The sequence below is a fragment of the Kitasatospora sp. NPDC023120 genome, assembly GCF_055560835.1.
In genome coordinates this window covers 1-20072 of record NZ_JBVHHY010000006.1, presented here as the reverse complement: position 1 = coordinate 20072, position 20072 = coordinate 1, and the positions used below count along the sequence as shown (strand labels likewise).

Genomic DNA, 20072 nt, shown 5'->3' with positions numbered 1-20072 from the left:
GGACCGACGCCCGATGACCCACAACGACGTGGCTCGCCGGACGGCACCCGAGATGCCCGCCCGCCGCCTGCCCCCCCGTTCCCCGGCCTGTGACACCCCGGTCCCGTTCGTCGAGGTGGCGCAGCGCGCCCTCGTCCGGGCGCTGCCGCTGCGGGTCCTCCATCGCGACGTCGAGGGCGGCCGGTGAGCGAGCGAAGTGAGCGAATCATCGAGGGGTGCGCGTTGCGCGAAGCGCCTGCCGAGTGCAGTGGGGTGGGCGCATGAGCGAGCGAAGTGAGCGAATCATCGAGGGGTGCGCGTTGCGCGAAGCGCCTGCCGAGTGCAGCGAGGTGGGCGCATGAGCGGACTTCTGCCGGGTGACCCCGCCGCCGTCGTCGGCGGCGAGGCCACCTCCCGGGCGCTGTGCGTGCTGGCGCCGAACCCGTCGCCGATGACGCTGGACGGCACCAACACCTGGCTGCTCTCCGAGCCCGGCTCGGACCTGGCCGTGGTGATCGACCCCGGTCCGCTGCACGAGGAGCACCTGCGCCGGGTGATCGACCTCGCGGAGGAGCGCGGCAAGCGGATCGCGCTGACCCTGCTCACCCACGGCCACGCCGACCACTCCGAGGGGGCGGCCCGCTTCGCCGAGCTCACCCGTACCGAGGTACGGGCCCTGGACCCGGCGCACCGGCTGGGTTCCGAGGGCCTGGTGGGCGGGCAGCGCCTGGACGTCGGCGGCCTGGACCTGCGGGTGGTGGGCACTCCCGGCCACACCTCGGACTCGCTGACCTTCCACCTGCCGGAGGACGGCGCGATCCTCACCGGTGACACCGTGCTCGGCCGCGGCACCACGATGGTCGCCCACCCCGACGGACGGCTCGGCGACTACCTGGACTCGCTGCGCCGGCTGCACACGATGGCCTCCCACCACGGCGTGCGGACCGTGCTGCCCGGCCACGGCCCGGTGCTCGCGGACGCGCTCGGCGCCGTCGACTACTACCTGGCCCACCGGGCCACCCGGCTCGCCCAGGTGGAGACCGCGGTCGAGGCCGGCTGCCGGACCGCCCCCGAGGTGGTGGCGCGGGTGTACGCCGACGTGGACCGGGCGCTCTGGCCGGCCGCGGAGCTGTCGGTGCGGGCCCAGCTGGACTACCTGGAGGAGCACGGGCTGATCCCGGAGCTCGACTGACCGGAGCTCGACTGACCGGCGACCGGCGACGGCCCGGCGGCCGGCCCGTGCACGCCGAAGGGCCCGTCCGTGCGGACGGGCCCTTCGCGGTGCTCGGAGTGTCAGCGCGAGCGGCGCGACAGCCGCTCGACGTCCAGCAGGACCACCGCGCGCGCCTCCAGCTTCAGCCAGCCGCGGCCGGCGAAGTCGGCGAGCGCCTTGTTGACCGTCTCTCGGGAGGCGCCGACCAGCTGGGCCAGCTCCTCCTGGGTGAGGTCGTGGGCGACGTGGATGCCCTCCTCGGACTGCACGCCGAAGCGGCGGGAGAGGTCCAGCAGGGCCTTGGCGACGCGACCGGGCACGTCGGAGAAGACCAGGTCGGACATCACGTCGTTGGTCCGGCGCAGTCGGCGGGCGATGGCCCGCAGCAGCGCGATGGAGACCTCGGGGCGGGCGTGCAGCCAGGGCTGCAGGTCGCCGTGGCCCAGGCCCAGCAGCTTGACCTCGGTCAGCGCGCTGGCGGTCGCGGTGCGCGGGCCCGGGTCGAACAGCGACAGCTCGCCGATCATCTCGCTGGGGCCGAGGACGGCGAGCATGTTCTCGCGGCCGTCCGGCGAGGCGCGGTGCAGCTTGACCTTGCCCTCCGCGACGACGTACAGCCGGTCGCCCGGGTCGCCCTCGTGGAACAGCGACTCCCCGCGGGCGAGGGTGACCTCCGTCATGGAAGCGCGCAGCTCGCCGGCCTGTTCGTCGTCGAGTGCCGCGAAGAGTGCGGCGCGCCGCAGAACGTCGTCCACGTGCTTCCTCCTTCTCGGCCGTCCGGCGGGTGGGCCGTCCGGCGCAAGTTCCGTTCAGTGTTCTGCATCACCAAGCATGGCGCATGTCGCTCCGATCATATGAGGAGGGGGTGTGCCGAGGTGTGCCGTGCGGGGCCATTCGTACCGGCGGGTCATCGGACGGGGCGGGCGGCGGGAGTCCCCGGGCAGGCCCTAGTCGAACACTTGCCCGTCCTGGTCGAACAGGGAATCGCCAATCGCCGTCCGGGCGTGCAGGACGGCGTGTCCCGCACGGTGTGCGCTGGTCAGGCCCGCTGTGCGCAGGGCGGTGAGGTGCTGCGAGACGCCCGCCGGGGACAGCTCGGTGCGGCGGGCCAGCTCGGTGGTCGAGGCCGGGGAGTCCAGCTCGGCCAGCAGCCGGGCGCGGGAGCGGCCGAGGACGCCGGCCAGGGCGTCGGTGCGGGCAGCGGCGTCCGGACGACGCTCCCACAGGGTGGCGGTTCCCCGCGCCGGATAGACCAGCTGCGGCGGGTCGGGCGGCAGCACCCGGGTGAGCACCCGCGGCCAGGCGAAGGCCGAGGGCAGGAGAAGCAGCCCGGCCCCGGCGGTCAGCCGGGTGACCGCGCAGTGCCGCTGCTCCAGCCGCAGCGCGCCGCCGTCCCAGCGGACCGTGTCGTGCAGCTCGCCCAGCATCCGCGCGGTGCCGTGCTCGGCGGCCTGCCGGGAGCGGTGGAAGACGTCCGCCGCGAGCAGCGCGCGGATCCGGGCCCAGGACGGGGCGAGCGCCAGCTCCCAGTACGCCTCCAGGTCGGCGGCCAGCCGGGGCAGCTGCCCGGCGGGGTCGCGGTACAGCGGTGCCAGGACGGCCGGCAGCCGGCCGCCGGCCTCGGCGGCCATGATGTCGAGGTCGGCCCGGACCTGCTCGGCGCCGGTCGCGGTGATCGCGGCGAGCTCCTCGGCGAGCGCGGGGGAGAAGCCGGCCGGGGCGGGGTTGAGGAAGTCCGGCAGGTGGCCGGTGGGCGGCACCAGCGCGGCGAGCCGCTCCCGGGCCGGACCGGCGGCCGCCAGCCGCTCGCGGACCTGCCCCGCCCAGCGCCGGTGCAGCGCCGGGACGGGGGAGTGGGCGAGGGCGCGCAGGCTGGTCACCACCTCCTGCATCGGGGAGACGGCGAACCGGGTCAGTGCCAAGTCCTCGGTGGAGAAGTGCAGTTCGGTTCGCATCCGGGCCCCCTCCGGCGGAAGATTCAGCCTCAGCTTAATCACTGGTACCGGTGGGGGCGGCGGACGCAGGATGCCTCCGTCCCCACCGATCCGTACGAAAGCCGGTGACACCCATGTCCACCACCCCCGAGTCCCGCGAGCGGGCGCTGCGGCTGCGCGAGCTGGTCGCGGACGGCGTGCTCGTCCTGCCCAACGCCTGGGACGCGGGCAGCGCCGCCGTGATCGCCGCGGCCGGCGCCCAGGCGGTCGCCACCACCAGCGGCGGCGTCTCCTGGTCGCTCGGGCGCGGCGACGGGCAGCGGCTCGACCGGGCGGCGGCGGTCGAGGCGGCCCGCCGGATCGTCGCCGCGGTGGACCTGCCGGTCACCGTCGACGCCGAGGGCGGGTACGGGCCGCTGCCCACCGACGTGGCCGAGACCGTGACCGCCCTGGTCGGAGTGGGCGCGGCCGGCGTCAACCTGGAGGACTCGACGGCCGTCGGCGGCCCGCTCTTCCCGGTGGCCGAGCAGGCCGAGCGGCTGCGCGCGGTCCGTACGGCGGCGGCCGCGGCCGGGCTGCCCGAGCTGGTGGTCAACGCCCGCACCGACGTCTTCCTGTTCGGGCTGGGCGGGCTCGACGACGTGCTGGCCCGGGCCGAGGCCTACGCCGGGGCGGGCGCCGACGGCCTGTTCGTCCCCGGGCTGCTGGACCTCGACGCCCTCACCGAGCTGTGCAAGCGCTCGGCGCTGCCGGTCAACGCCATGGCCGTCCCGGGCGGGCCGACCGTCGCCGAACTCGCCGCCACGGGGGTGCGGCGCATCAGCCTCGGCACCGGCCTCGCCCAGCTCGCGTACACCGCGGCCCGCCGCGCCGCCGCCGAACTGCTCGGCGCCGGGACGCTGACGGAGCTCGACGGGGTGGACGGCTTCGGCGAGCTGAACGGGCTGTACCGGGGCTGACGGCCTGCCCGGTGCGGCGTCGGTGGGTCAGCCCTGGAAGCCCAGCTCGGCGAGGGTCCGCTCGATCCGGCCGCGGTGCTCCGCCGCCCACTCGTCCAGGGTCTCGTCGGCCTCCTTCGCCAGCTTCGCCCGGGCCGCCTCCAGCACCCGCTCCCGCTCGGCGGCCGGCACCACCACGACGCCCTCCTCGTCACCCACCACGATGTCGCCGGCCGCCACCAGCACGCCGCCGCAGCGCACCGGGGCGCCGTGCGTGCCCAGCGCCTTCTTCGCCCCGGGGACCGGGATCACTCCGCGGGCGAAGACCGGGAAGCCCGCCTCCCGGACCTCGCCGAGGTCCCGGATCAGACCGTCGGCGACGAAGGCCACCACGCCCCGGCGCTGCGCCACGGCGCACACGTTTCCGCCCGCGAGCGCGTAGTCCAGGTCGCCGGACTCGACCACGATCACCGAGCCGGGCTCCGCCCGGTGGATCGCGGCGTGCAGCATCAGGTTGTCGCCGGGCGGGCACTGCACGGTGAACGCCGGGCCGGCCACCCGGGGCATCCCGGACCAGAGCGGGCGCAGGCCGATGTCCATGACCCGGGCGCGGCCCAGGATGTCGGTCAGGGTGGTGGTGGGGATGTCCTTGAAGTCCGCGTCCATGGCTCCTCGTTCTCCGATCCTCGGTTCGTCCGAAGGCTAGTGACCCTCGGATCGGCGGTCTCGAACGGGAGACCGGCGGCCTCGGACGGGAGGGTCAGGCGAAGAACTTCACCAGCTCCGGCACCAGCGCCTCGGCCGCAACCTCGTGGGTCTGGCCGGCCAGCGTCCGGTACTCGGCGCCCGGCACGGCTGCGGCCACCGCGGCGGAGGGCGCCCGCAGCAGCTCCGGGCTGGCGCCGCCGTCCAGCACCAGGGTCGGGACGGCGATCCGGGCCAGGGCGTCGACCGGGACGGTCGCGCCGGTCCGCGCGCCGAGCGCCGCCGCGTCGTAGGCCAGGCTCGGCGCGACCGCCTCGAACAGCGGCCACACCGGGGCGGCGCGCATCCCGTCCACCATCTCCGCGGGCATCCCGACGAAGGACATGAAGGCCGCGACGGCGTCCCCGCGGCGCCCCTCGGCGAGTGCTGCCTCCAACTCGGTGACGTACACGACGAAGCGGGCGCTCTGCCCGTCCTCGGTGCTGAACGGCGGCTCGTAGACGGCGAGTCGGCGGATGTCGACGCCCGCGGCGGCGGCCCGCAGCGCGAGCGCCGCGCCCGAGGAGATGCCGAAGACCGCGGCCGAGCCGCCGGCCGCCGCAATCACCGCGGCCAGGTCCTCGATCTCGCGCTCCACCGCGAACGGCGCGGTGTCCCCGCTGCCGCCGCGGCCGCGCCGGTCGTAGGCCCACACGGTGTGGTGGGTCGACAACTGCTCGGCGATCGCGACGCCCGGGTCGAAGGCGCGGTGGGTGATCGCCCCGTCCACCAGGACCACCGCGGGGCCGGAGCCGGTGACGGTGCAGGAGAGGGTGGTGCCGTCGGTGGAGACCACGGTGCTCATGGGGTGTTCCTTCGGTCGGAGGATCCGGTCACAGGGGTAGACCGGCGTCCGCCGCAGAACTCATCGCTCCCGCCGGAGATTTCTCGGGCGGTCCACCGCGCGCTCACCGGCGCCCGTCGGTGCCCGTCGGCCCGAGCGCGGCGTGGGCCCGTCCAGGACCTCGGCGAAGGCGCCGTCGGCGAGGAAGTAGACCTGGTCCGCGTAGGAGGCGGCGACCGGGTCGTGGGTCACCACTTGGAAGACGAAGCCGATCCGTTGGCGCCGCAGGATCGTCAGCTCGTTCGGGGTCAGCGCGGACAGGTCCCGGCCGGCCAGCCGGCCCTGTCCGGAGGTCGGCCGGTCGAGCCCGGCGGCGCAGTGCAGGAAGGTGCTCTTCCCCGATCCGGACGGTCCCATCACCGCGGTGAACCCGCCGCGCCGGAACTCCATCGTCACCCCGCGCAGGGCGTGCACGGCGCCGGCCCCCTGCCCGTACACCTTGGTCACTCCGTCCAGCCGGACCGCCGGGCCCGGGTCGGAAACGGAATGGGTCTGTTCCGGATCGCTGGAATCCGCAGTCCGCGAGAAAACGGGAATCCCCTCCTCGTGCGCCGCCCTGCCCCTTATCGGCGCCAGCCTAGCCAAATCCGCCCACCGGCGTAACGGCCGGACCGGCCGACGTGGCCGTCCGGCCGCGAAGGAAGGGGCCGGGGCGGGCCCTGGGATGGGCAATCCACGGCCGGACCCTGCGAATCGCATGGGGCATTCCATGGAGTACGGCGTGGTCAAAGTCCTGTTCGGGTGCAAGGATCGAACTTGTTCGAAGTAATCAAACGCGGACCGCCGGGAACCGGGTCGAGCAACTCTCCTCCGTACCGCCATCCGGAGTTCCTTCGGTGCGGCCGGTGTTCTCGGCCGGGGTTATCCGCCGAGGTTTTCCGCCGATTCATTCCGAGTCATTCGGATCCATTCGACGTTTTTCGGAGAAGTCACGGGGGTGGCGAATGTCCGAGCATTACGACGTGTACTGTATGGCCGATCCGACTTTCTTCGACTCGCCCATCGGGCTGAAGGTCCAGGGCGCCATCGCGGCCGGCTTCGTCGAGGCGCTGGGCGGCATGCAGACCATCGCGGCGGAGGGCACCACGGCGACGACCTCCAGGTCGTCCTCGTACGCGAGGAGCGCCATCAACGCGCTGCGCACCATGCTCATGTCCTCCGCCAACAGGGCCCTGATCATCAGCACTCCACCGGTCAGGCAACCGGCACGCGAAGACTTCATGAGACAACACGCCCTGGCCAAGCCCGCTTCCGCTTGATCACGTCCAATCGATGGTCCGCTCGGCGTAGCCTTCGTGCATGGCAGAGAGCAAGGTCCGGAAAGCGGCGGCGCCGAAGGCCGAGCCGGCGGTGGAGAAGGCGGCGAAGCGGCCCGCCGTGAAGCCGAGGAAGCCCGAGTCGCACCTGGCGATGGTGCGGCGGGCCCGGCGGATCAACCGCGAGCTGGCGGAGCTGTACCCGTACGCGCATCCGGAGCTGGACTTCGAGAACCCCTTCCAACTGCTGGTGGCCACGGTGCTGTCGGCGCAGACCACCGACCTGCGGGTGAACCAGACCACCCCCGCGCTGTTCGCGAAGTACCCGACGCCGGAGGACATGGCGGCGGCGAACCCGGAGGAGCTGGAGGAGATCATCCGCCCGACCGGCTTCTTCCGGAACAAGGCGAAGTCGCTGATCGGCCTCTCGATGGCGCTGCGCGACGAGTTCGGCGGCGAGGTCCCGGGCCGGCTGGACGATCTGGTGACCCTCCCCGGCGTCGGCCGCAAGACCGCCAACGTCGTGCTGGGCAACGCCTTCGGAGTCCCCGGGATCACCGTCGACACCCACTTCGGGCGCCTGGCCCGGCGGTTCGGCTGGACCACCGAGGAGGACCCGGTGAAGGTCGAGGCGGCGGTCGCCGCGATCTTCCCGAAGTCGGAGTGGACGATGCTCTCGCACCGCGTGGTCTTCCACGGCCGCCGGATCTGCCATTCCCAGAAGCCCGCCTGCGGCGCCTGCCCGATCGCGCCGCTCTGCCCCGCGTACGGCGAGGGCGTGACCGACCCGGAGAAGGCGCGCAAGCTGCTCAAGTACGAGATGGGCGGCCAGCCGGGGCAACGGTTGAGGCCCCCCGCGGACTTCCCCGGGGAGGCGGCCGCCCGAGCGGACGCCGCCGCCCACCACGGACAGGTCGCGGACCTGGCGGTGGCTGCGGAGCGAAGCGGGGTGGGCGCGTGATCACGCGCGGGATCGAGCGGGACGACCTCCCGGTCTGGCTGGAGCCGGTCCGGGAGGCGGCCGAGCGGGTGCTGCCGGAGCAGCTGAGCCGCTTCCTGCCGCCGGTCGAGGGCGGCCGGGCGGCGGCCGTGCTGATGCTGTTCGGCGAGGGCCCGCAGGGGCCGGACCTGCTGCTGATCGAGCGGGCCCGGTCGCTGCGCTCGCACGCCGGCCAGCCGTCCTTCCCGGGCGGAGCGCTGGATCCGGAGGACGGCGACCCGGACGGCCCGGGGCCGATCGCGGCGGCGCTGCGCGAGGCCTGGGAGGAGACCGGCCTGGACCCCGACGGGGTGCAGGTGTTCGCGGCGCTGCCGCGGCTGTACATCCCGGTGAGCAGCTTCGTGGTCACCCCGGTGCTCGGCTGGTGGCGCGAGGAGTCGCCGGTGCGCCCGGTGGACCAGGGCGAGACCGGCGCGGTGTTCCGGGTGTCGATCGCTGACCTGGCCGATCCGGCGAACCGGGTGCGGCTGCGCCACCCGTCCGGGCACATCGGCCCGGCCTTCGCGGTCGCCGGGCGGCTGGTCTGGGGCTTCACCGCCGGGGTGATCGACCGGGTGCTGCACCACAGCGGGCTGGAGCTGCCCTGGGACCCGTCCCGGATCGTCGACCTCTCGGACGACGCGCTGGCCCTGGTCCAGGGCGACCTCGAGCACTCCCGCGCGCTGCCGGGCGGCGACGCCGGAGCCTCGTGACCGGCCGTCGGCCCGCACGGCCCATGGACCGTGGGAGGCTGTCGGAGTGAACGTCCTGGATGTGCTGCTGATCCTCGCTGCGGTGGGATTCGCCGTGTCGGGCTACCGGCAGGGCTTCGTGGTCGGTGTCCTGTCGCTGGTCGGCTTCCTCGGCGGCGGTCTGCTGGCCGTCGAGCTGCTGCCGCTGCTGCTCGACCACCTGAGCCCCGGCACCACGGCCTCGGTGGTGGCCGTCGTGGTGGTGATCGTCTTCGCCGCGATCGGCCAGGCGCTCACCGCCCACTTCGGCTGGAAGCTGCGCGGCCACATCGATCGCCGCCCGGCCCGGGTGCTGGACGCGGCCGGCGGCGCGGTGGTGAACGTGGTCTCGATGCTGCTGGTGGCCTGGCTGATCGGCTCGGCGCTGGCCGGGGCCTCGCTGCCGACGGTCTCCAAGCAGGTCCGCTCCTCGGCGATCCTCGGCGGGGTGCAGGACGCGCTGCCCTCGGACGCGCCGAACTGGTTCTCGGACTTCTCCAAGGTGCTCGCCCGCAACGGCTTCCCGCAGGTGTTCAACCCCTTCGAGCACGAGCCGATCACCCAGGTCGACAGCCCCGACCCGGCGCTCGCCGCCAGCCCGGCGGTGGCGCGGGCCAAGCAGAGCCTGGTCAAGGTGGTCGGCACCGCGACCTCCTGCGGCAAGACCCTGGAGGGCAGCGGCTTCGTCTTCGCCCCGCACCGAGTGATGACCAACGCCCACGTGGTCGGCGGGGTCAACGAGCCGACGGTGCAGATCGGCGGCGTCGGCCAGCTCTACGACGCGACGGTGGTCCGTTACGACTGGCAGCGCGACATCGCGGTCCTGGACGTGCCCAAGCTGAACGCGCCCGCGCTGACCTTCGCGGGCGAGGCGAAGACCAACGACAGCGCGATCGTGGCCGGCTTCCCGGAGAACGGCGCCTTCAACGTCCAGCCGGCCCGCATCCGCGGCCGGATCCAGGCCAACGGCCCGGACATCTACCACCGCGGCCAGGTGGTGCGCGACGTCTACTCGGTGCGCTCGATGGTCCGCCAGGGCAACAGCGGAGGCCCGCTGCTCACCCCGGACGGCCAGGTGTACGGCGTGGTGTTCGCCAAGTCCCTGGACAGCGCCGACACCGGCTACGTGCTGACCGCGGCCGAGGTGCGCGAGGACGCCCAGCAGGGCGGCGCGGCGACCGCCCGGGTGGACACCCAGGGCTGCGCGCTCTGACCGAGCCAGTCGCGCGGGGTCGGCGGGATCCAGGCAGGGGGTGAGTGGGACCCGGCGGGTTCGGCGGGATCCGGCGGGGACGCGCCGGGCCGGGCCGTTCCGATATCCGTCGTGCCGTCAGCCCGCCCTGGTAGCGTCGGCCGCGCTCACCCGTTCGGCTCAACCGGGCGCCGTCCCGGAGTGGGTCCGACGGGAGGCCGTGGCAGTCCGATGATGGGTCATTCGCATGCGGTGAGCGGGGCGATGCTGTACGCGGCCTCGGCCCCCTTCCTGCCCCCGCTGCTGCTGCACACCACCCTGCAGCCGGCGGACATACTGATGGGCACGGTGCTGTGCGCGGGCGCCGCCCTGCTGCCGGACCTCGACCACCACGACGGCTCGATCGCCAACTTCCTCGGCCCGGTCTCCAAGGTGCTCTGCCGCTTCGTGGCCTGGGTGTCCGGCGGTCACCGGCACGCCACCCACTCGCTGCTGTTCGTCGGGCTGATGGGCGCCGGCACCTGGGCGGGCGTCGCCTTCCTGGGCCGGAACTTCACGCTCGCGCTGACCTTCTTCCTGCTGGCGCTGGCGATCCGGGCGCTGCGGCTGTGCCCGCCCGGAGACGGTCCGCAGACCTGGATCACCGTCATCGGGCTGTCCGCGCTGGGCACCTTCGGGATGAACACCTGGATGCCCAACTCGCCCGGCTGGCTGCCGTACGCGGTGGCGCTGGGCACGCTGGCGCACCTGTTGGGCGACTGCCTGACCAAGAAGGGCGCGCCGCTGCTCTGGCCGCACAAGGAGCGCTACGAGGTCGTGCTGATCAAGCGCAGCGGCAACAGTGTGGAGACCAAGGTGCTGGTGCCGATCATGTCGGTGGCGACCTTCGTCCTGCTCTGGTTCACCGCGCTGTCGCCGATCACCGGCTGAGCGGCACCACCGGGACCACCGCCGGAGTCACCACCGGGATCACCGCCGGCACCACTGCCGGAGCGACGCGGCGCGAGGCCTCAGGTCTCGCGCCGCAGTCGTGCGCCCACCCAGCGGGCGCGTCGGCCGAGGATGCGCGGGATGCCGAGCTGGCGCCGCTCCGCGGGCTGACGGCGGTCGAGGCCGTCGAAGCCGAGGTCGTCCGCCCGGTCGGGGCGGTGGGCGGAGCGCTGCGGGCTGTTCCGGCGTCGGCCGCGCGGGGCGGCGCCGCGATCGGGCATCCAACTCATACCGGAATGGATGCCCCTGGGCCGGTGGGGGTAACCGCCCGGGGCTTGCCGAAATTGGCCTATGCGCTTGTCATATGAGCGCAACATCAAGAGAGTTGGACCAGGCCATTCCTTCCGCGATGCCGCCCGCCCGGCCCCCTCCCCGGCCTCGCTCCCAGGTCTCACTCCCAGGTCTCACTCCTCGGCCTCACTCCTTGTGGCGCCCGATCCAGTCCAGCAGCTCGGCGGTGAACTCCTCCGGCGCCTCCTCGTGCGGGAAGTGCCCGACGCCCGGCAGCAGCCGCCAGCGGTACGGCGCCGCCACGTACTCGCCGCCGCCGAGCGCGGTGTGCGACAGCAGCACCGGGTCCGCCGCGCCCTGGACGTGCAGGGTCGGCGCGGTGATCGGCTTCTTCATCCGCCGGGCGAACTGGATGCCGTCGGGCCGGGCCATCGACCGCATCAGCCATCGGTACGGCTCGATCGAGCAGTGGGCGGTGCTGGGGATCTGGATCGCCTGCCGGTACGCGTGCACCGCGGTCTCGTCCAGGCCGTTCGGGCCGGTCCAGGAGGCCAGGTAGCGGCCTACCAGCGCGGCGTCGTCGGCCACCAGGCGGCGTTCCGGTATCCACGGCCGCTGGAAGCCCAGCACGTGCTCGAAGGCGGCGAACTGCCGGCGGTCGGTCAGCAGCGCCCGGCGCAGGTCCCTGGGGTGCGCGGCGGAGACCGCGGTCAGGCTCTGGATGACGGACGGCCGCATCACCGCGGCCACCCAGGCCAGGGTGCCGCCCGAGGCGTGCCCGACCAGGTGCGCCCGGCGCTCGCCGAGCGAGCGGATCACCCCGGTGATGTCCAGGGCGAGGTTGCCCGGGTCGTACCCGCGCGGGGTGCGGTCGCTGCCGCCGATGCCCCGCAGGTCGAGCGCCACCGCCCGGTATCCGGCCTCGGCGAGCGCGGTCAGCTGGTGGCGCCAGGCCCACCAGTACTCGGGCCAGCCGTGCACCAGCAGCACCAGCGGGCCCGAGCCCAGTTCGGCGATGTGGAAGCGGGCGCCGTTGGCCGCCAGGTCGCGGTGCGTCCACGGACCGGCCTGCCGGATGCTCCAGGCCTCGGCCTCCGCCGCCCGAGCGGCACCGGAGGCCGCCTCGGCGGTCTCCCGTTCGGCGGCCGGGCCGGGCCCCTCGGGGACCTCGGGGACGAGGCCGGGGCCGGAGTCGGGGCCGGAATCGGCGGACGGCTGCGCGGGCACGGGCTTCTGGTCAAGCGGCATACCGAGAGCGTGTCACATCCGCGCGCCGGACACGTGCCCGGCACTCATTGCCGCGCGCGGGTCCGTTGACGCGGGCGTTGACGCGACTGTTGACACCTCCGTTGACCGTTCGTCGACGGAGTGTCCGGTCACGGCCTGCGGACGGCTTACGGGATGCGGCCCAGGGCCCGGTCGATCTCCTCCTTGGTGGCCGGGCGGGGGCGGGCGTTCTTCAGCACGTCGGCGGTCTTCTGGGCGCCCTCGATGGTGCGGACCGGCTTCTCGATCTTCTTGAACGAGCGGAACGCCAGCAGCCCGAGCAGCACCGCGAGCAGCAGGTAGGCGCCGGCCACGATGAGGAAGGACCAGCCCAGCGACAGGCCGAGCGCGTGGATGCCGAAGGCCGCTGCGGCGCTCAGCATCGGGACCGAGAACAGCGCCACCACGCCGGCGACCGTCAGCGAGACACCGCCGGAGACGCCGCGCTTGACGTCCGCCCGGATCTCGGCCTTGGCGAGCGCGATCTCGTCGTGGACCAGCGCGGACAGGTCGGCGGTGGCCGCCGCGAACAGCTGCCCCACCGAACGCTCGCCCTCGTAGGGCGCCCGGCCGTTGCTGGACGGGTCTGCGGCTCCTGCGGGCATCAGCGGTTCTCCTCTGCGGCTGTGCGGCGTGACGCCACCGCGGGTCTGCGGTTCCGGGTGCCGGTGGGGGGTTCCGGAGGCGTCAGTGGATTGTCGACAGCTCAGAATCATGCCCTTACCGGTCAGTCGCACACCACTCCGGGGCCCCGCCGGAGGTACGTGTCCCGGCTCTGAAGGGCTCCGGAGCCTCCGGGACGGACCGTCAGTCGCCGGTGCCGGAGTTGCCCGAGCTCCCGGAGCTCCCGCAGTTCCCGGAGCTCCCGGAGTTCCCGGAGCTTCCGGAGTTTCCGGACGCCTCGCCCGGCAGCGGCCGCGTCGACTCCGCGACCCGGGCCCGCCAGGCCGGGTCGTCCTGCTGGTAGACGTCCGGGATGCCGTCCCCGTCCAGGTCCCGGTCCTCCTCCTCGCACAGTGCGCGGTAGTGCCGGTTGCGCAGCTTCAGCAGCACGGTGGCGACCGTCGCGCAGAGCAGCGAGCCGACCAGGACGGCGGTCTTGGCAAGGTCGGCGAGCGCCGGGTCGTCCGGGAAGGCCAGCTCGCTGATGAGCAGCGAGACGGTGAAGCCGACGCCCGCGAGCACCGACACGGCGGCCATGTCGGCCCACTTCAGCTGCGGGTTCAGCTCGGCCCGGGTGAACCGGGCGGTCAGCCAGGTGCCGCCGAATATGCCCACCGACTTGCCGACCAGCAGGCCGACCACGATGCCGATCGGGGTGGCCTGGGTGAACACCTCGCGCAGTGCCGGGCCGGAGATCGTCACCCCGGCCGAGAACAGCGCGAACACCGGGACGGCCAGGCCGGCCGAGATCGGGCGGACCAGGTGCTCGATGTGCTCGCCGGGGGAGTGCTGCTCGTCGCCCTCCCGGTGGCAGCGCAGCATCAGGCCCATCGCGACGCCCGCCACCGTGGCGTGGATGCCGCTCTCGTGCATCAGCGTCCAGGTCACCAGGGCCAGCGGCACGAACAGGTACCAGCCGTGCACCCCGCGCCGGTGCAGGAACCAGAACAGCACCAGTCCGGCGAGGGCCAGCCCGAGCGCCCAGAACTTGATGCCGGAGCTGTAGAAGATCGCGATGATCAGGATCGCGATCAGGTCGTCGACGACGGCCAGGGTGAGCAGGAAGGCGCGCAGCGCCGACGGCAGGTGGCTGCCGACCACGGCCAGCACACCCAGCGCGAAGGCGATGTCGGTGGCGGTCGGGATCGCCCAGCCGCTCGGGTGCCCGCCGCTGCCGGAGTTCACCAGGGCGAACAAGATCGCGGGCAGTGCCACCCCGCAGACGGCGGCGATGACGGGCAGCACCGCCGCACTCGGCGTGCGCAGTTCGCCCGCCACGAACTCGCGCTTGAGCTCGATCCCGGCGACGAAGAAGAAGATCGTCAGCAGCCCGTCCTTGGCCCAGGTGGCCAGGGAGAGGTCGAGGTGCAGCGGGGCGGAGGGGCCGATGGTGTAGTCGAGCACGCTCTCGTACGCCTGCGGCCAGACGTTGGCCCAGATCAGCGCGATGACGGCGGCACCGAGGAGCAGCACACCGCCGACGGTCTCGGTGCGCAGGGCGTCGGTGACGAAGGTGCGCTCGGGTAGTGGCAGCCGGCCGAGGAGCTGCCGGCGTCGGGTCGTCGGCTCGTGGACGGGCGGCTGGTCGGTCACGAGGGACCTCCTGAGGGGCTGGGAGCGGCAACGGATGCACGGGTGGTGCAGTTGCCGACCAGACTTCCCGGCGCGCCCTGTGACGCCCGGATCCCGGACAGGCGATCTTGATGCGTCATTGACAGTTTAACGGGGGGTCGGGTGACATCCGGATTGTCCTAAGAAAGGACTTAAGCCCTGCGGGTCGGTTCTGCACTCCGGAGACCCGGCCCCGGCATCCGGACGGCCGGCCCCGGCATCCGGACGGCCTCACCGCTCTGAGCGCCTCGGCGCCTCAGTGCCGTGACGGCAGAACGGCTGTGCCCCGGACGGTGACCACCGTCCGGGGCACAGCCGCTGTGTCAGCCGGCTCAGCCGTTGCCGTTGTCCGAGGGCGGCAGCTGGGCCTGGATCTGGCTCATCACCGAGCTGTCGGCGAGGGTGGTGGTGTCGCCGACCTCGCGGCCCTCGGCGATGTCGCGCAGCAGTCGGCGCATGATCTTGCCGGAGCGGGTCTTCGGCAGTTCGCCGACCACCTTGATCTGCTTCGGCTTGGCGATCGGGCCGAGCGTGCGGCCGACGTGCGCCCGCAGCTCCTCGACCAGCTCCGGGCTCTCGGTGGCGCCGCCGCGCAGGATCACGAAGGCGACGATGGCCTGCCCGGTGGTGGCGTCGGTGGCGCCGACCACCGCGGACTCGGCGACGGACGGGTGGCCGACCAGGGCCGACTCGACCTCGGTGGTGGAGATGTTGTGGCCCGAGACGAGCATGACGTCGTCCACCCGGCCGAGCAGCCAGATGTCGCCGTCCTCGTCCTTCTTGGCGCCGTCGCCGGCGAAGTAGCGGCCCTCGAAGCGCGACCAGTAGGTGTCGATGTAGCGCTGGTCATCGCCCCAGATGGTGCGGAGCATGGACGGCCACGGCTCGGTGAGCACCAGGTAGCCGCCGGAGCCGTTCGGCACCTCGTTGGCCTCGTCGTCCACCACGGTGGCCGAGATGCCCGGCAGGGCGCGCTGGGCCGAGCCCGGCTTGGTCTCGGTGACGCCCGGCAGCGGGCTGATCATCATGGCGCCGGTCTCGGTCTGCCACCAGGTGTCCACGATCGGGGCCTTGCCGGCGCCGATGTGCTCGCGGTACCAGATCCACGCCTCGGGGTTGATCGGCTCGCCGACGCTGCCCAGCACCCGCAGCGAGGACAGGTCGAACTTCGCGGGGATGTCGTCGCCCCACTTCATGAAGGTGCGGATCGCGGTCGGCGCGGTGTAGAGGATGGTCACGCCGTACTTCTGGACGATCTCCCAGAACCGGCCCTGGTGCGGGGTGTCCGGGGTGCCCTCGTAGATGACCTGGGTGGCGCCGTTGGCGAGCGGGCCGTAGACGATGTACGAGTGGCCGGTGACCCAGCCGATGTCGGCGGTGCACCAGTAGACGTCGGTCTCCGGCTTGAGGTCGAAGACCGCGTGGTGGGTGTAGCTGGCCTGGGTGAGGTAGCCGCCCGAGGTGTGCAGGATGCCCTTGGGCTTTCCGGTGGTGCCCGAGGTGTAGAGGATGAACAGCGGGTGCTCGGCGTCGTGCGCCTCGGGGGTGTGCTCGGTGGACTGTCGCGCGGTGATCTCGTGCCACCAGACGTCGCGGCCCTCGGTCCACGGGATGTCCTGCTCGGTGCGGCGGATCACCAGGACGTGTTCGACGCCGTCGACCTTGGTGAGCGCCTCGTCGATGGCCGGCTTCAGCGCGGACGCCTTGCCGCGGCGGTAACCGCCGTCGGCGGTGATGACCAGCTTGGCCTGCGCGTCCTGGATGCGGGAGGCGACGGCGTCGGCGGAGAAGCCGCCGAAGACCACCGAGTGGGTGGCGCCGATCCGGGCGCAGGCCAGGATCGCGACGACCGCCTCGGCGATCATCGGCAGGTAGACCGCCACCCGGTCGCCCTTGCGGACGCCGAGCTCCAGCAGCGCGTTGGCGGCCTGCGAGACCTCGTCCTTGAGCTGGGCGTAGGTGATCGAGCGGCTGTCGCCGGGCTCGCCCTCGAAGTGGATGGCGACCCGCTCGCCCAGGCCCGCCTCGACGTGGCGGTCGACGCAGTTGTACGCCACGTTGAGCTTGCCGTCGGCGAACCACTTGGCGAAGGGCGGGTTGGACCAGTCGAGCGTCTCCGTCGGCTCGACGGCCCAGCTGAGGCGGCGGGCCTGCTCGGCCCAGAAGCCCAGACGGTCCTCGGAGGCCTGCGCGTACGCGGCCGCCGTGACGTTGGCGGCTGCGGCGAGCTCTGCCGGCGGGGCGAAGCGCCGCTCCTCCTTGAGCAGGTTGGCCAGGCTCTCGTTGCTCAACACGCACTCCTCATCGAGTCATGATCGGGGACGATCCCGTGCGTGGGGATTGTCCCGTGTGTCCCAGCGCACAGCTCACCAGGCGAACGGGGCAGTTGACAAGAGGCTCCCTGGAATTGGTGTAGACCTTTGATCGCCAATCGGACAACTGCCCGTACGCCGCACCGGAACGGAGCGGGAAGCCGTACGAGGACTGATGGGCCCGTGCCCCGGCCCGCCCGGCGGGGACACGGGCCCGGCTCTCAGGCGGCCAGTCGGGGGCCCTCCTCGCCGTCACGGGACGGAACCCGACCGTCCTTTCTCACCCGTTCGGCCGATGCCCCGCCGGTCCCGGGAGCGCTGCTGCCCTCGGTACCGGCCTCGGCGCGGGCTTCGGGCCGTTCCCCGCTGCGGGCCTCGACCGGGCTGAACGTCCCGGCGGCGCGGTCCAGCACGTAGGCCTGGGCGGTCGCGAAGTCGAAGTACATCCCGACCAGCCGCAGGGTGCCCTCCTCGACCCGGCGCTCCACCGCCGGATTCGCCATCAGCTGGTCCAGCTGCTGCACCACGTTGGTGATGCAGAGCTGCTCCACCGGGTCCACCACCGGCCGGTCGGCGAACTCGGCGGGCACCCGGCGGAGCCGGTCCAGCGAGCCGCGGCCGTTGCGCAGCCAGCGAGCCAACGGGGTGGGCGGACCGGACAGTTCGTGCACGCCGTCCAGCAGGGCCTTCATCGCGCCGCAGCCGGAGTGGCCGCAGACTGTGATCGAGCGCACCTCCAGCACCTCGACCGCGTACTGCACCGCGGCGGCCACCGAGTCGTCGGCCGCGCCGGGTTCGAAGGGCGCCGGCACCAGGTTGCCCACGTTGCGGACCGTGAAGAGGTCGCCCGGGCCGCTGTTGGTGATCATGCTGGTGACCATCCGCGAGTCCGCACAGGTCAGGAAGAGCTGCGAGGGCGTCTGCCCCTCCCGTGCCAGCCGGGCGAGTTCGGGCCTGATCAGCGGTGCCGTGTGCAGCTGGAACACCCGGACCCCGTCCAGCAGCCGGCCGTGCGGATCCTCCTGCTGCTCGATGCAGTGGTGGCCGACCCAGGGCGTCCAGGCCCGGCAGCGGTGCGGCCCCGGTGAACTGCCCGCGCGCACCGTGCCGTCGGGGTCGAGCACCTCGTCGTCCTGGCGCTTCGTCACCATCGCGACCCGGCCGCCCGCGTCCTGGTGCCCGCTGCGCCAGTTGTGCAGCGTCTCGTACGCGGCGTGGTCCAGGAAGGAGCCGTCGTGGACCACGGTCACCTCGGACCCGGCCGGGATGCCGGCCAGCGCCCGGCTGAGCCGGGGGACGGCGGTGAAGGTGAGCGGGCCGTGCGTCCGGACGGTGACCGAGCCATCGGGCCCGGTCCCGACGTCCACATGGGCGCGGGTCAGCCGGTAGAGCGCGAGCAGGACGGCGGTGCCGGCGCCGATCGCGACGCCCCACAGCACACCGGCCGCCACCACGGCGACCACGGTGAGGAGATAGACCGGGAACTCCCGGTGCCGGTGCACATTGCGGATGTGCGCGAAGCTCACCATCTGCAGCCCGACCACCAGTACCAGCGCGGCGAGCGCGGCCAGCGGGATGCGCCGCAGCCCGCCGGTCAGCGCCAGCGCGGCGGCCAGTACCCAGACGCCGTGCAGCACCGAGGCCCACCTGGTCTGCGCACCGGCCTGCACGTTGGCGGTGCTGCGCACCGCGCCGCCGGCGATCGGCAGCCCGCCGACCAGGCCGCTCACCAGGTTGGCGAGGCCCTGCCCGCGCAGCTCGCGGTCGAGGTCCCCGGTGCGGCGGGACATCCGGTCGATCGCGACGGCGGACAGCAGCGACTCCACACTGGCCACGGCGGTGACGGTGAGGACGGCGGCGACCAGCCCGAGCACCGGACCGTGCGGCAGGGTGGGCACGAAGGAGTGCGGCTGCCAGGCGGGCAGCCGGATGTGGGCGAGCCGCAGGCCCAGGGCGAGTGCCAGGGCGGTGGACAGCGAGACGGCCACCAGCGGACCCGGCACCTTGGCCAGTCGGGCCCCCAACCGGCCTGCCCGGCCCGGGAGCCGACCGAGCCGTGGCCAGCCGAGCAGGACGGCCACGGTCACCGCGCCGACCAGCACCGCGGGCGGGTGTGGACCGGCCAACTGTCCCGGCAGGGCCAGGAGGTTGGCGATCGCGGAGCTCTGTGGCGAGCCGCCGAGCACGACGTGCAGCTGCGCGATGGCGATGGTGAGGCCGACCCCGGCCAGCATGCCGTGCACGATCGCGGGCGAGACCGCGAGCGCCGTCCGGGCCACCCGGCGTACGCCGAGCAGGAGTTGGAGCAGCCCGGCGGCCAGGGTGACGGCACAGGTGGCCTGCCAGCCGTACTGGCCGATCAGCCCGGCGGTGATCACGGTCAGCGCTGCCGAGGGGCCGCTGACCATGAGTGAGGTACCGCCGAACAGCCCGACCACGATGCCGCCCACGGCCGCGGCGGCCAGGCCGGCGGTGAGCGGGGCGCTGGTGGCCAGTGCGATGCCGAGGGAGAACGGCACGGCGATCAGGAAGACCACGAGCGAGGCGGAGAGGTCCTGCGCCCAGCGGATCCGGGCGCGGGGGCCCGGCGGTGCGTGGTCGGTGGTGTCGGAGGCGATGGGAGCACTGGAGATGTCGAGGGTCATTGTCTTCCCGTCTGTCCGGGGGAACGAACGCAGTCAGGTCCGGCGGTGGGTCCGGGGTTGGGGCTCCGGGCGGATCGGCTGTCGTGGGTCGCGACGGTGTGGCGGGATGGCGTGGGCGCGGCGGGGGAGTGCGGGTGTCACCGGCCGGCGTTGACCATCAGGGGCGGACCCCAAGACTCGGTAAACCGAGGGTAATGAAATCTTTGCACAGCGTGGTTACGGGAGGGAAGCGGAAAACCCCCTGATTCACCCCAATGGGTGGTGTTCGAATCGGCAGGAATCTGCTGGTGGCGGTGGTGGGCCGGTCGAACGGGCCGATCGCCGCGAGCGGACCGGACGCGGCGAGCGGACCGGACACGGCGAACGGGCCGCGGCCTCCCCGGGGTGTCGGGAGGCCGCGGCCCGTTCGGGCGCGTCGGCGGCTGGGTCGGGCGACTGTTTCGGGAATGGGTGTCAGACATCCCATGCCGTAGCGGTGTCAAGCTGTGGCTGGGAGGGTTGCGTGGTGTGACCAGGCAGTGGCCTCGTCGTAGAGCGTGCGGGT

The 20072-nt window shown here is 73.1% G+C and carries 18 protein-coding genes and 1 pseudogene; 8 read left to right on the top strand and 11 right to left on the bottom strand.

Annotation, left to right across the window (positions count from 1 at the left end):
* The first annotated feature begins 13 nt into the window (after positions 1-13).
* Both ACZ3TI_RS10495 and ACZ3TI_RS10490 read left to right on the top strand, forming a co-directional pair.
* Complete coding sequence (locus tag ACZ3TI_RS10495; RefSeq protein ID WP_465725524.1) at positions 14-187, top strand: hypothetical protein; 174 nt, start codon at positions 14-16, stop codon at positions 185-187.
* A 150-nt stretch (positions 188-337) separates the two neighbouring features.
* Positions 338-1171: an MBL fold metallo-hydrolase gene (locus ACZ3TI_RS10490; protein WP_465725522.1), complete on the top strand. Its 834-nt coding sequence runs from the start codon at positions 338-340 to the stop codon at positions 1169-1171.
* Between the two features lie 101 nt (positions 1172-1272).
* On the opposite strand, the gene ACZ3TI_RS10485 is transcribed toward ACZ3TI_RS10490, so the two are convergent.
* Together ACZ3TI_RS10485 and ACZ3TI_RS10480 are read right to left on the bottom strand one after the other, a co-directional pair.
* Positions 1273-1947: a Crp/Fnr family transcriptional regulator gene (locus ACZ3TI_RS10485; protein WP_030288117.1), complete on the bottom strand. Its 675-nt coding sequence runs from the start codon at positions 1945-1947 to the stop codon at positions 1273-1275.
* A gap of 192 nt (positions 1948-2139) precedes the next feature.
* Positions 2140-3147 (bottom strand): ArsR/SmtB family transcription factor, encoded by a 1008-nt coding sequence (locus ACZ3TI_RS10480; RefSeq protein WP_465725521.1) that lies wholly within the window; start codon positions 3145-3147, stop codon positions 2140-2142.
* Positions 3148-3260: 113 nt separating this feature from the next.
* Here ACZ3TI_RS10480 and ACZ3TI_RS10475 point away from each other — a divergent pair, with 113 nt between their 5' ends.
* Positions 3261-4085 (top strand): isocitrate lyase/PEP mutase family protein, encoded by an 825-nt coding sequence (locus ACZ3TI_RS10475; protein ID WP_465725520.1) that lies wholly within the window; start codon positions 3261-3263, stop codon positions 4083-4085.
* A gap of 27 nt (positions 4086-4112) precedes the next feature.
* Here the strand turns inward: ACZ3TI_RS10475 and ACZ3TI_RS10470 are convergent, their stop codons facing one another.
* The 3 genes and pseudogenes from ACZ3TI_RS10470 to ACZ3TI_RS10460 all read right to left on the bottom strand — a co-directional run.
* Positions 4113-4730: an RraA family protein gene (locus ACZ3TI_RS10470; RefSeq protein ID WP_465725518.1), complete on the bottom strand. Its 618-nt coding sequence runs from the start codon at positions 4728-4730 to the stop codon at positions 4113-4115.
* A 94-nt stretch (positions 4731-4824) separates the two neighbouring features.
* Positions 4825-5613 (bottom strand): alpha/beta fold hydrolase, encoded by a 789-nt coding sequence (locus tag ACZ3TI_RS10465; RefSeq protein WP_465725516.1) that lies wholly within the window; start codon positions 5611-5613, stop codon positions 4825-4827.
* Between the two features lie 228 nt (positions 5614-5841).
* Positions 5842-6108 (bottom strand): annotated as a pseudogene (locus ACZ3TI_RS10460) (ATP-binding cassette domain-containing protein); the annotation flags it as partial.
* A gap of 515 nt (positions 6109-6623) precedes the next feature.
* Between ACZ3TI_RS10460 and ACZ3TI_RS10455 the strand changes: the two are divergent.
* The 5 genes from ACZ3TI_RS10455 (at position 6624) to ACZ3TI_RS10435 (ending at position 10740) form a co-directional block, all read left to right on the top strand.
* Complete coding sequence (locus ACZ3TI_RS10455; protein WP_465725514.1) at positions 6624-6911, top strand: hypothetical protein; 288 nt, start codon at positions 6624-6626, stop codon at positions 6909-6911.
* Between the two features lie 40 nt (positions 6912-6951).
* On the top strand, positions 6952-7869 hold the full coding sequence (gene nth, locus ACZ3TI_RS10450; RefSeq protein WP_465725512.1) for an endonuclease III: 918 nt from the start codon (positions 6952-6954) through the stop codon (positions 7867-7869).
* On the top strand, positions 7866-8600 hold the full coding sequence (locus tag ACZ3TI_RS10445) for an NUDIX hydrolase (protein ID WP_465725510.1): 735 nt from the start codon (positions 7866-7868) through the stop codon (positions 8598-8600). Before nth ends, ACZ3TI_RS10445 begins: the two co-directional genes overlap by 4 nt.
* Positions 8601-8646: 46 nt before the next feature.
* Positions 8647-9831 (top strand): MarP family serine protease, encoded by a 1185-nt coding sequence (locus ACZ3TI_RS10440; RefSeq protein WP_465725508.1) that lies wholly within the window; start codon positions 8647-8649, stop codon positions 9829-9831.
* A gap of 231 nt (positions 9832-10062) precedes the next feature.
* On the top strand, positions 10063-10740 hold the full coding sequence (locus tag ACZ3TI_RS10435) for a metal-dependent hydrolase (protein ID WP_465725506.1): 678 nt from the start codon (positions 10063-10065) through the stop codon (positions 10738-10740).
* An 80-nt stretch (positions 10741-10820) separates the two neighbouring features.
* Here the strand turns inward: ACZ3TI_RS10435 and ACZ3TI_RS10430 are convergent, their stop codons facing one another.
* From ACZ3TI_RS10430 to ACZ3TI_RS10405, 6 genes are all read right to left on the bottom strand, one after another.
* On the bottom strand, positions 10821-11030 hold the full coding sequence (locus tag ACZ3TI_RS10430) for a hypothetical protein (protein WP_465725504.1): 210 nt from the start codon (positions 11028-11030) through the stop codon (positions 10821-10823).
* 187 nt (positions 11031-11217) lie between these two features.
* On the bottom strand, positions 11218-12279 hold the full coding sequence (locus tag ACZ3TI_RS10425) for an alpha/beta fold hydrolase (RefSeq protein WP_465725502.1): 1062 nt from the start codon (positions 12277-12279) through the stop codon (positions 11218-11220).
* A 146-nt stretch (positions 12280-12425) separates the two neighbouring features.
* Positions 12426-12902: a phage holin family protein gene (locus tag ACZ3TI_RS10420; protein WP_465725500.1), complete on the bottom strand. Its 477-nt coding sequence runs from the start codon at positions 12900-12902 to the stop codon at positions 12426-12428.
* 202 nt (positions 12903-13104) lie between these two features.
* Positions 13105-14553, bottom strand: a complete 1449-nt coding sequence (nhaA, locus tag ACZ3TI_RS10415) for a Na+/H+ antiporter NhaA (protein ID WP_465725498.1) — start codon at positions 14551-14553, stop codon at positions 13105-13107.
* A 350-nt stretch (positions 14554-14903) separates the two neighbouring features.
* Positions 14904-16862 carry an acetate--CoA ligase gene (gene acs, locus ACZ3TI_RS10410; RefSeq protein ID WP_465725496.1) on the bottom strand — a complete coding sequence of 653 codons (1959 nt, stop codon included), beginning with the start codon at positions 16860-16862 and terminating at the stop codon, positions 14904-14906.
* A 242-nt stretch (positions 16863-17104) separates the two neighbouring features.
* On the bottom strand, positions 17105-19528 hold the full coding sequence (locus tag ACZ3TI_RS10405) for a SulP family inorganic anion transporter (protein ID WP_465725494.1): 2424 nt from the start codon (positions 19526-19528) through the stop codon (positions 17105-17107).
* Positions 19529-20072 lie beyond the last annotated feature (544 nt).

Coding starts and splice junctions, on each gene's coding strand:
- ACZ3TI_RS10425 (WP_465725502.1), bottom strand. CDS start 12,279: ATGCCGCTTGACCAGAAGCCCGTGCCCGCGCAGCCGTCCGCCGATTCC.
- ACZ3TI_RS10470 (WP_465725518.1), bottom strand. CDS start 4,730: ATGGACGCGGACTTCAAGGACATCCCCACCACCACCCTGACCGACATC.
- ACZ3TI_RS10420 (WP_465725500.1), bottom strand. CDS start 12,902: ATGCCCGCAGGAGCCGCAGACCCGTCCAGCAACGGCCGGGCGCCCTAC.
- ACZ3TI_RS10475 (WP_465725520.1), top strand. CDS start 3,261: ATGTCCACCACCCCCGAGTCCCGCGAGCGGGCGCTGCGGCTGCGCGAG.
- ACZ3TI_RS10405 (WP_465725494.1), bottom strand. CDS start 19,528: ATGACCCTCGACATCTCCAGTGCTCCCATCGCCTCCGACACCACCGAC.
- nth (WP_465725512.1), top strand. CDS start 6,952: ATGGCAGAGAGCAAGGTCCGGAAAGCGGCGGCGCCGAAGGCCGAGCCG.
- ACZ3TI_RS10465 (WP_465725516.1), bottom strand. CDS start 5,613: ATGAGCACCGTGGTCTCCACCGACGGCACCACCCTCTCCTGCACCGTC.
- ACZ3TI_RS10490 (WP_465725522.1), top strand. CDS start 338: ATGAGCGGACTTCTGCCGGGTGACCCCGCCGCCGTCGTCGGCGGCGAG.
- ACZ3TI_RS10495 (WP_465725524.1), top strand. CDS start 14: ATGACCCACAACGACGTGGCTCGCCGGACGGCACCCGAGATGCCCGCC.
- ACZ3TI_RS10480 (WP_465725521.1), bottom strand. CDS start 3,147: ATGCGAACCGAACTGCACTTCTCCACCGAGGACTTGGCACTGACCCGG.
- ACZ3TI_RS10455 (WP_465725514.1), top strand. CDS start 6,624: ATGGCCGATCCGACTTTCTTCGACTCGCCCATCGGGCTGAAGGTCCAG.
- ACZ3TI_RS10430 (WP_465725504.1), bottom strand. CDS start 11,030: ATGAGTTGGATGCCCGATCGCGGCGCCGCCCCGCGCGGCCGACGCCGG.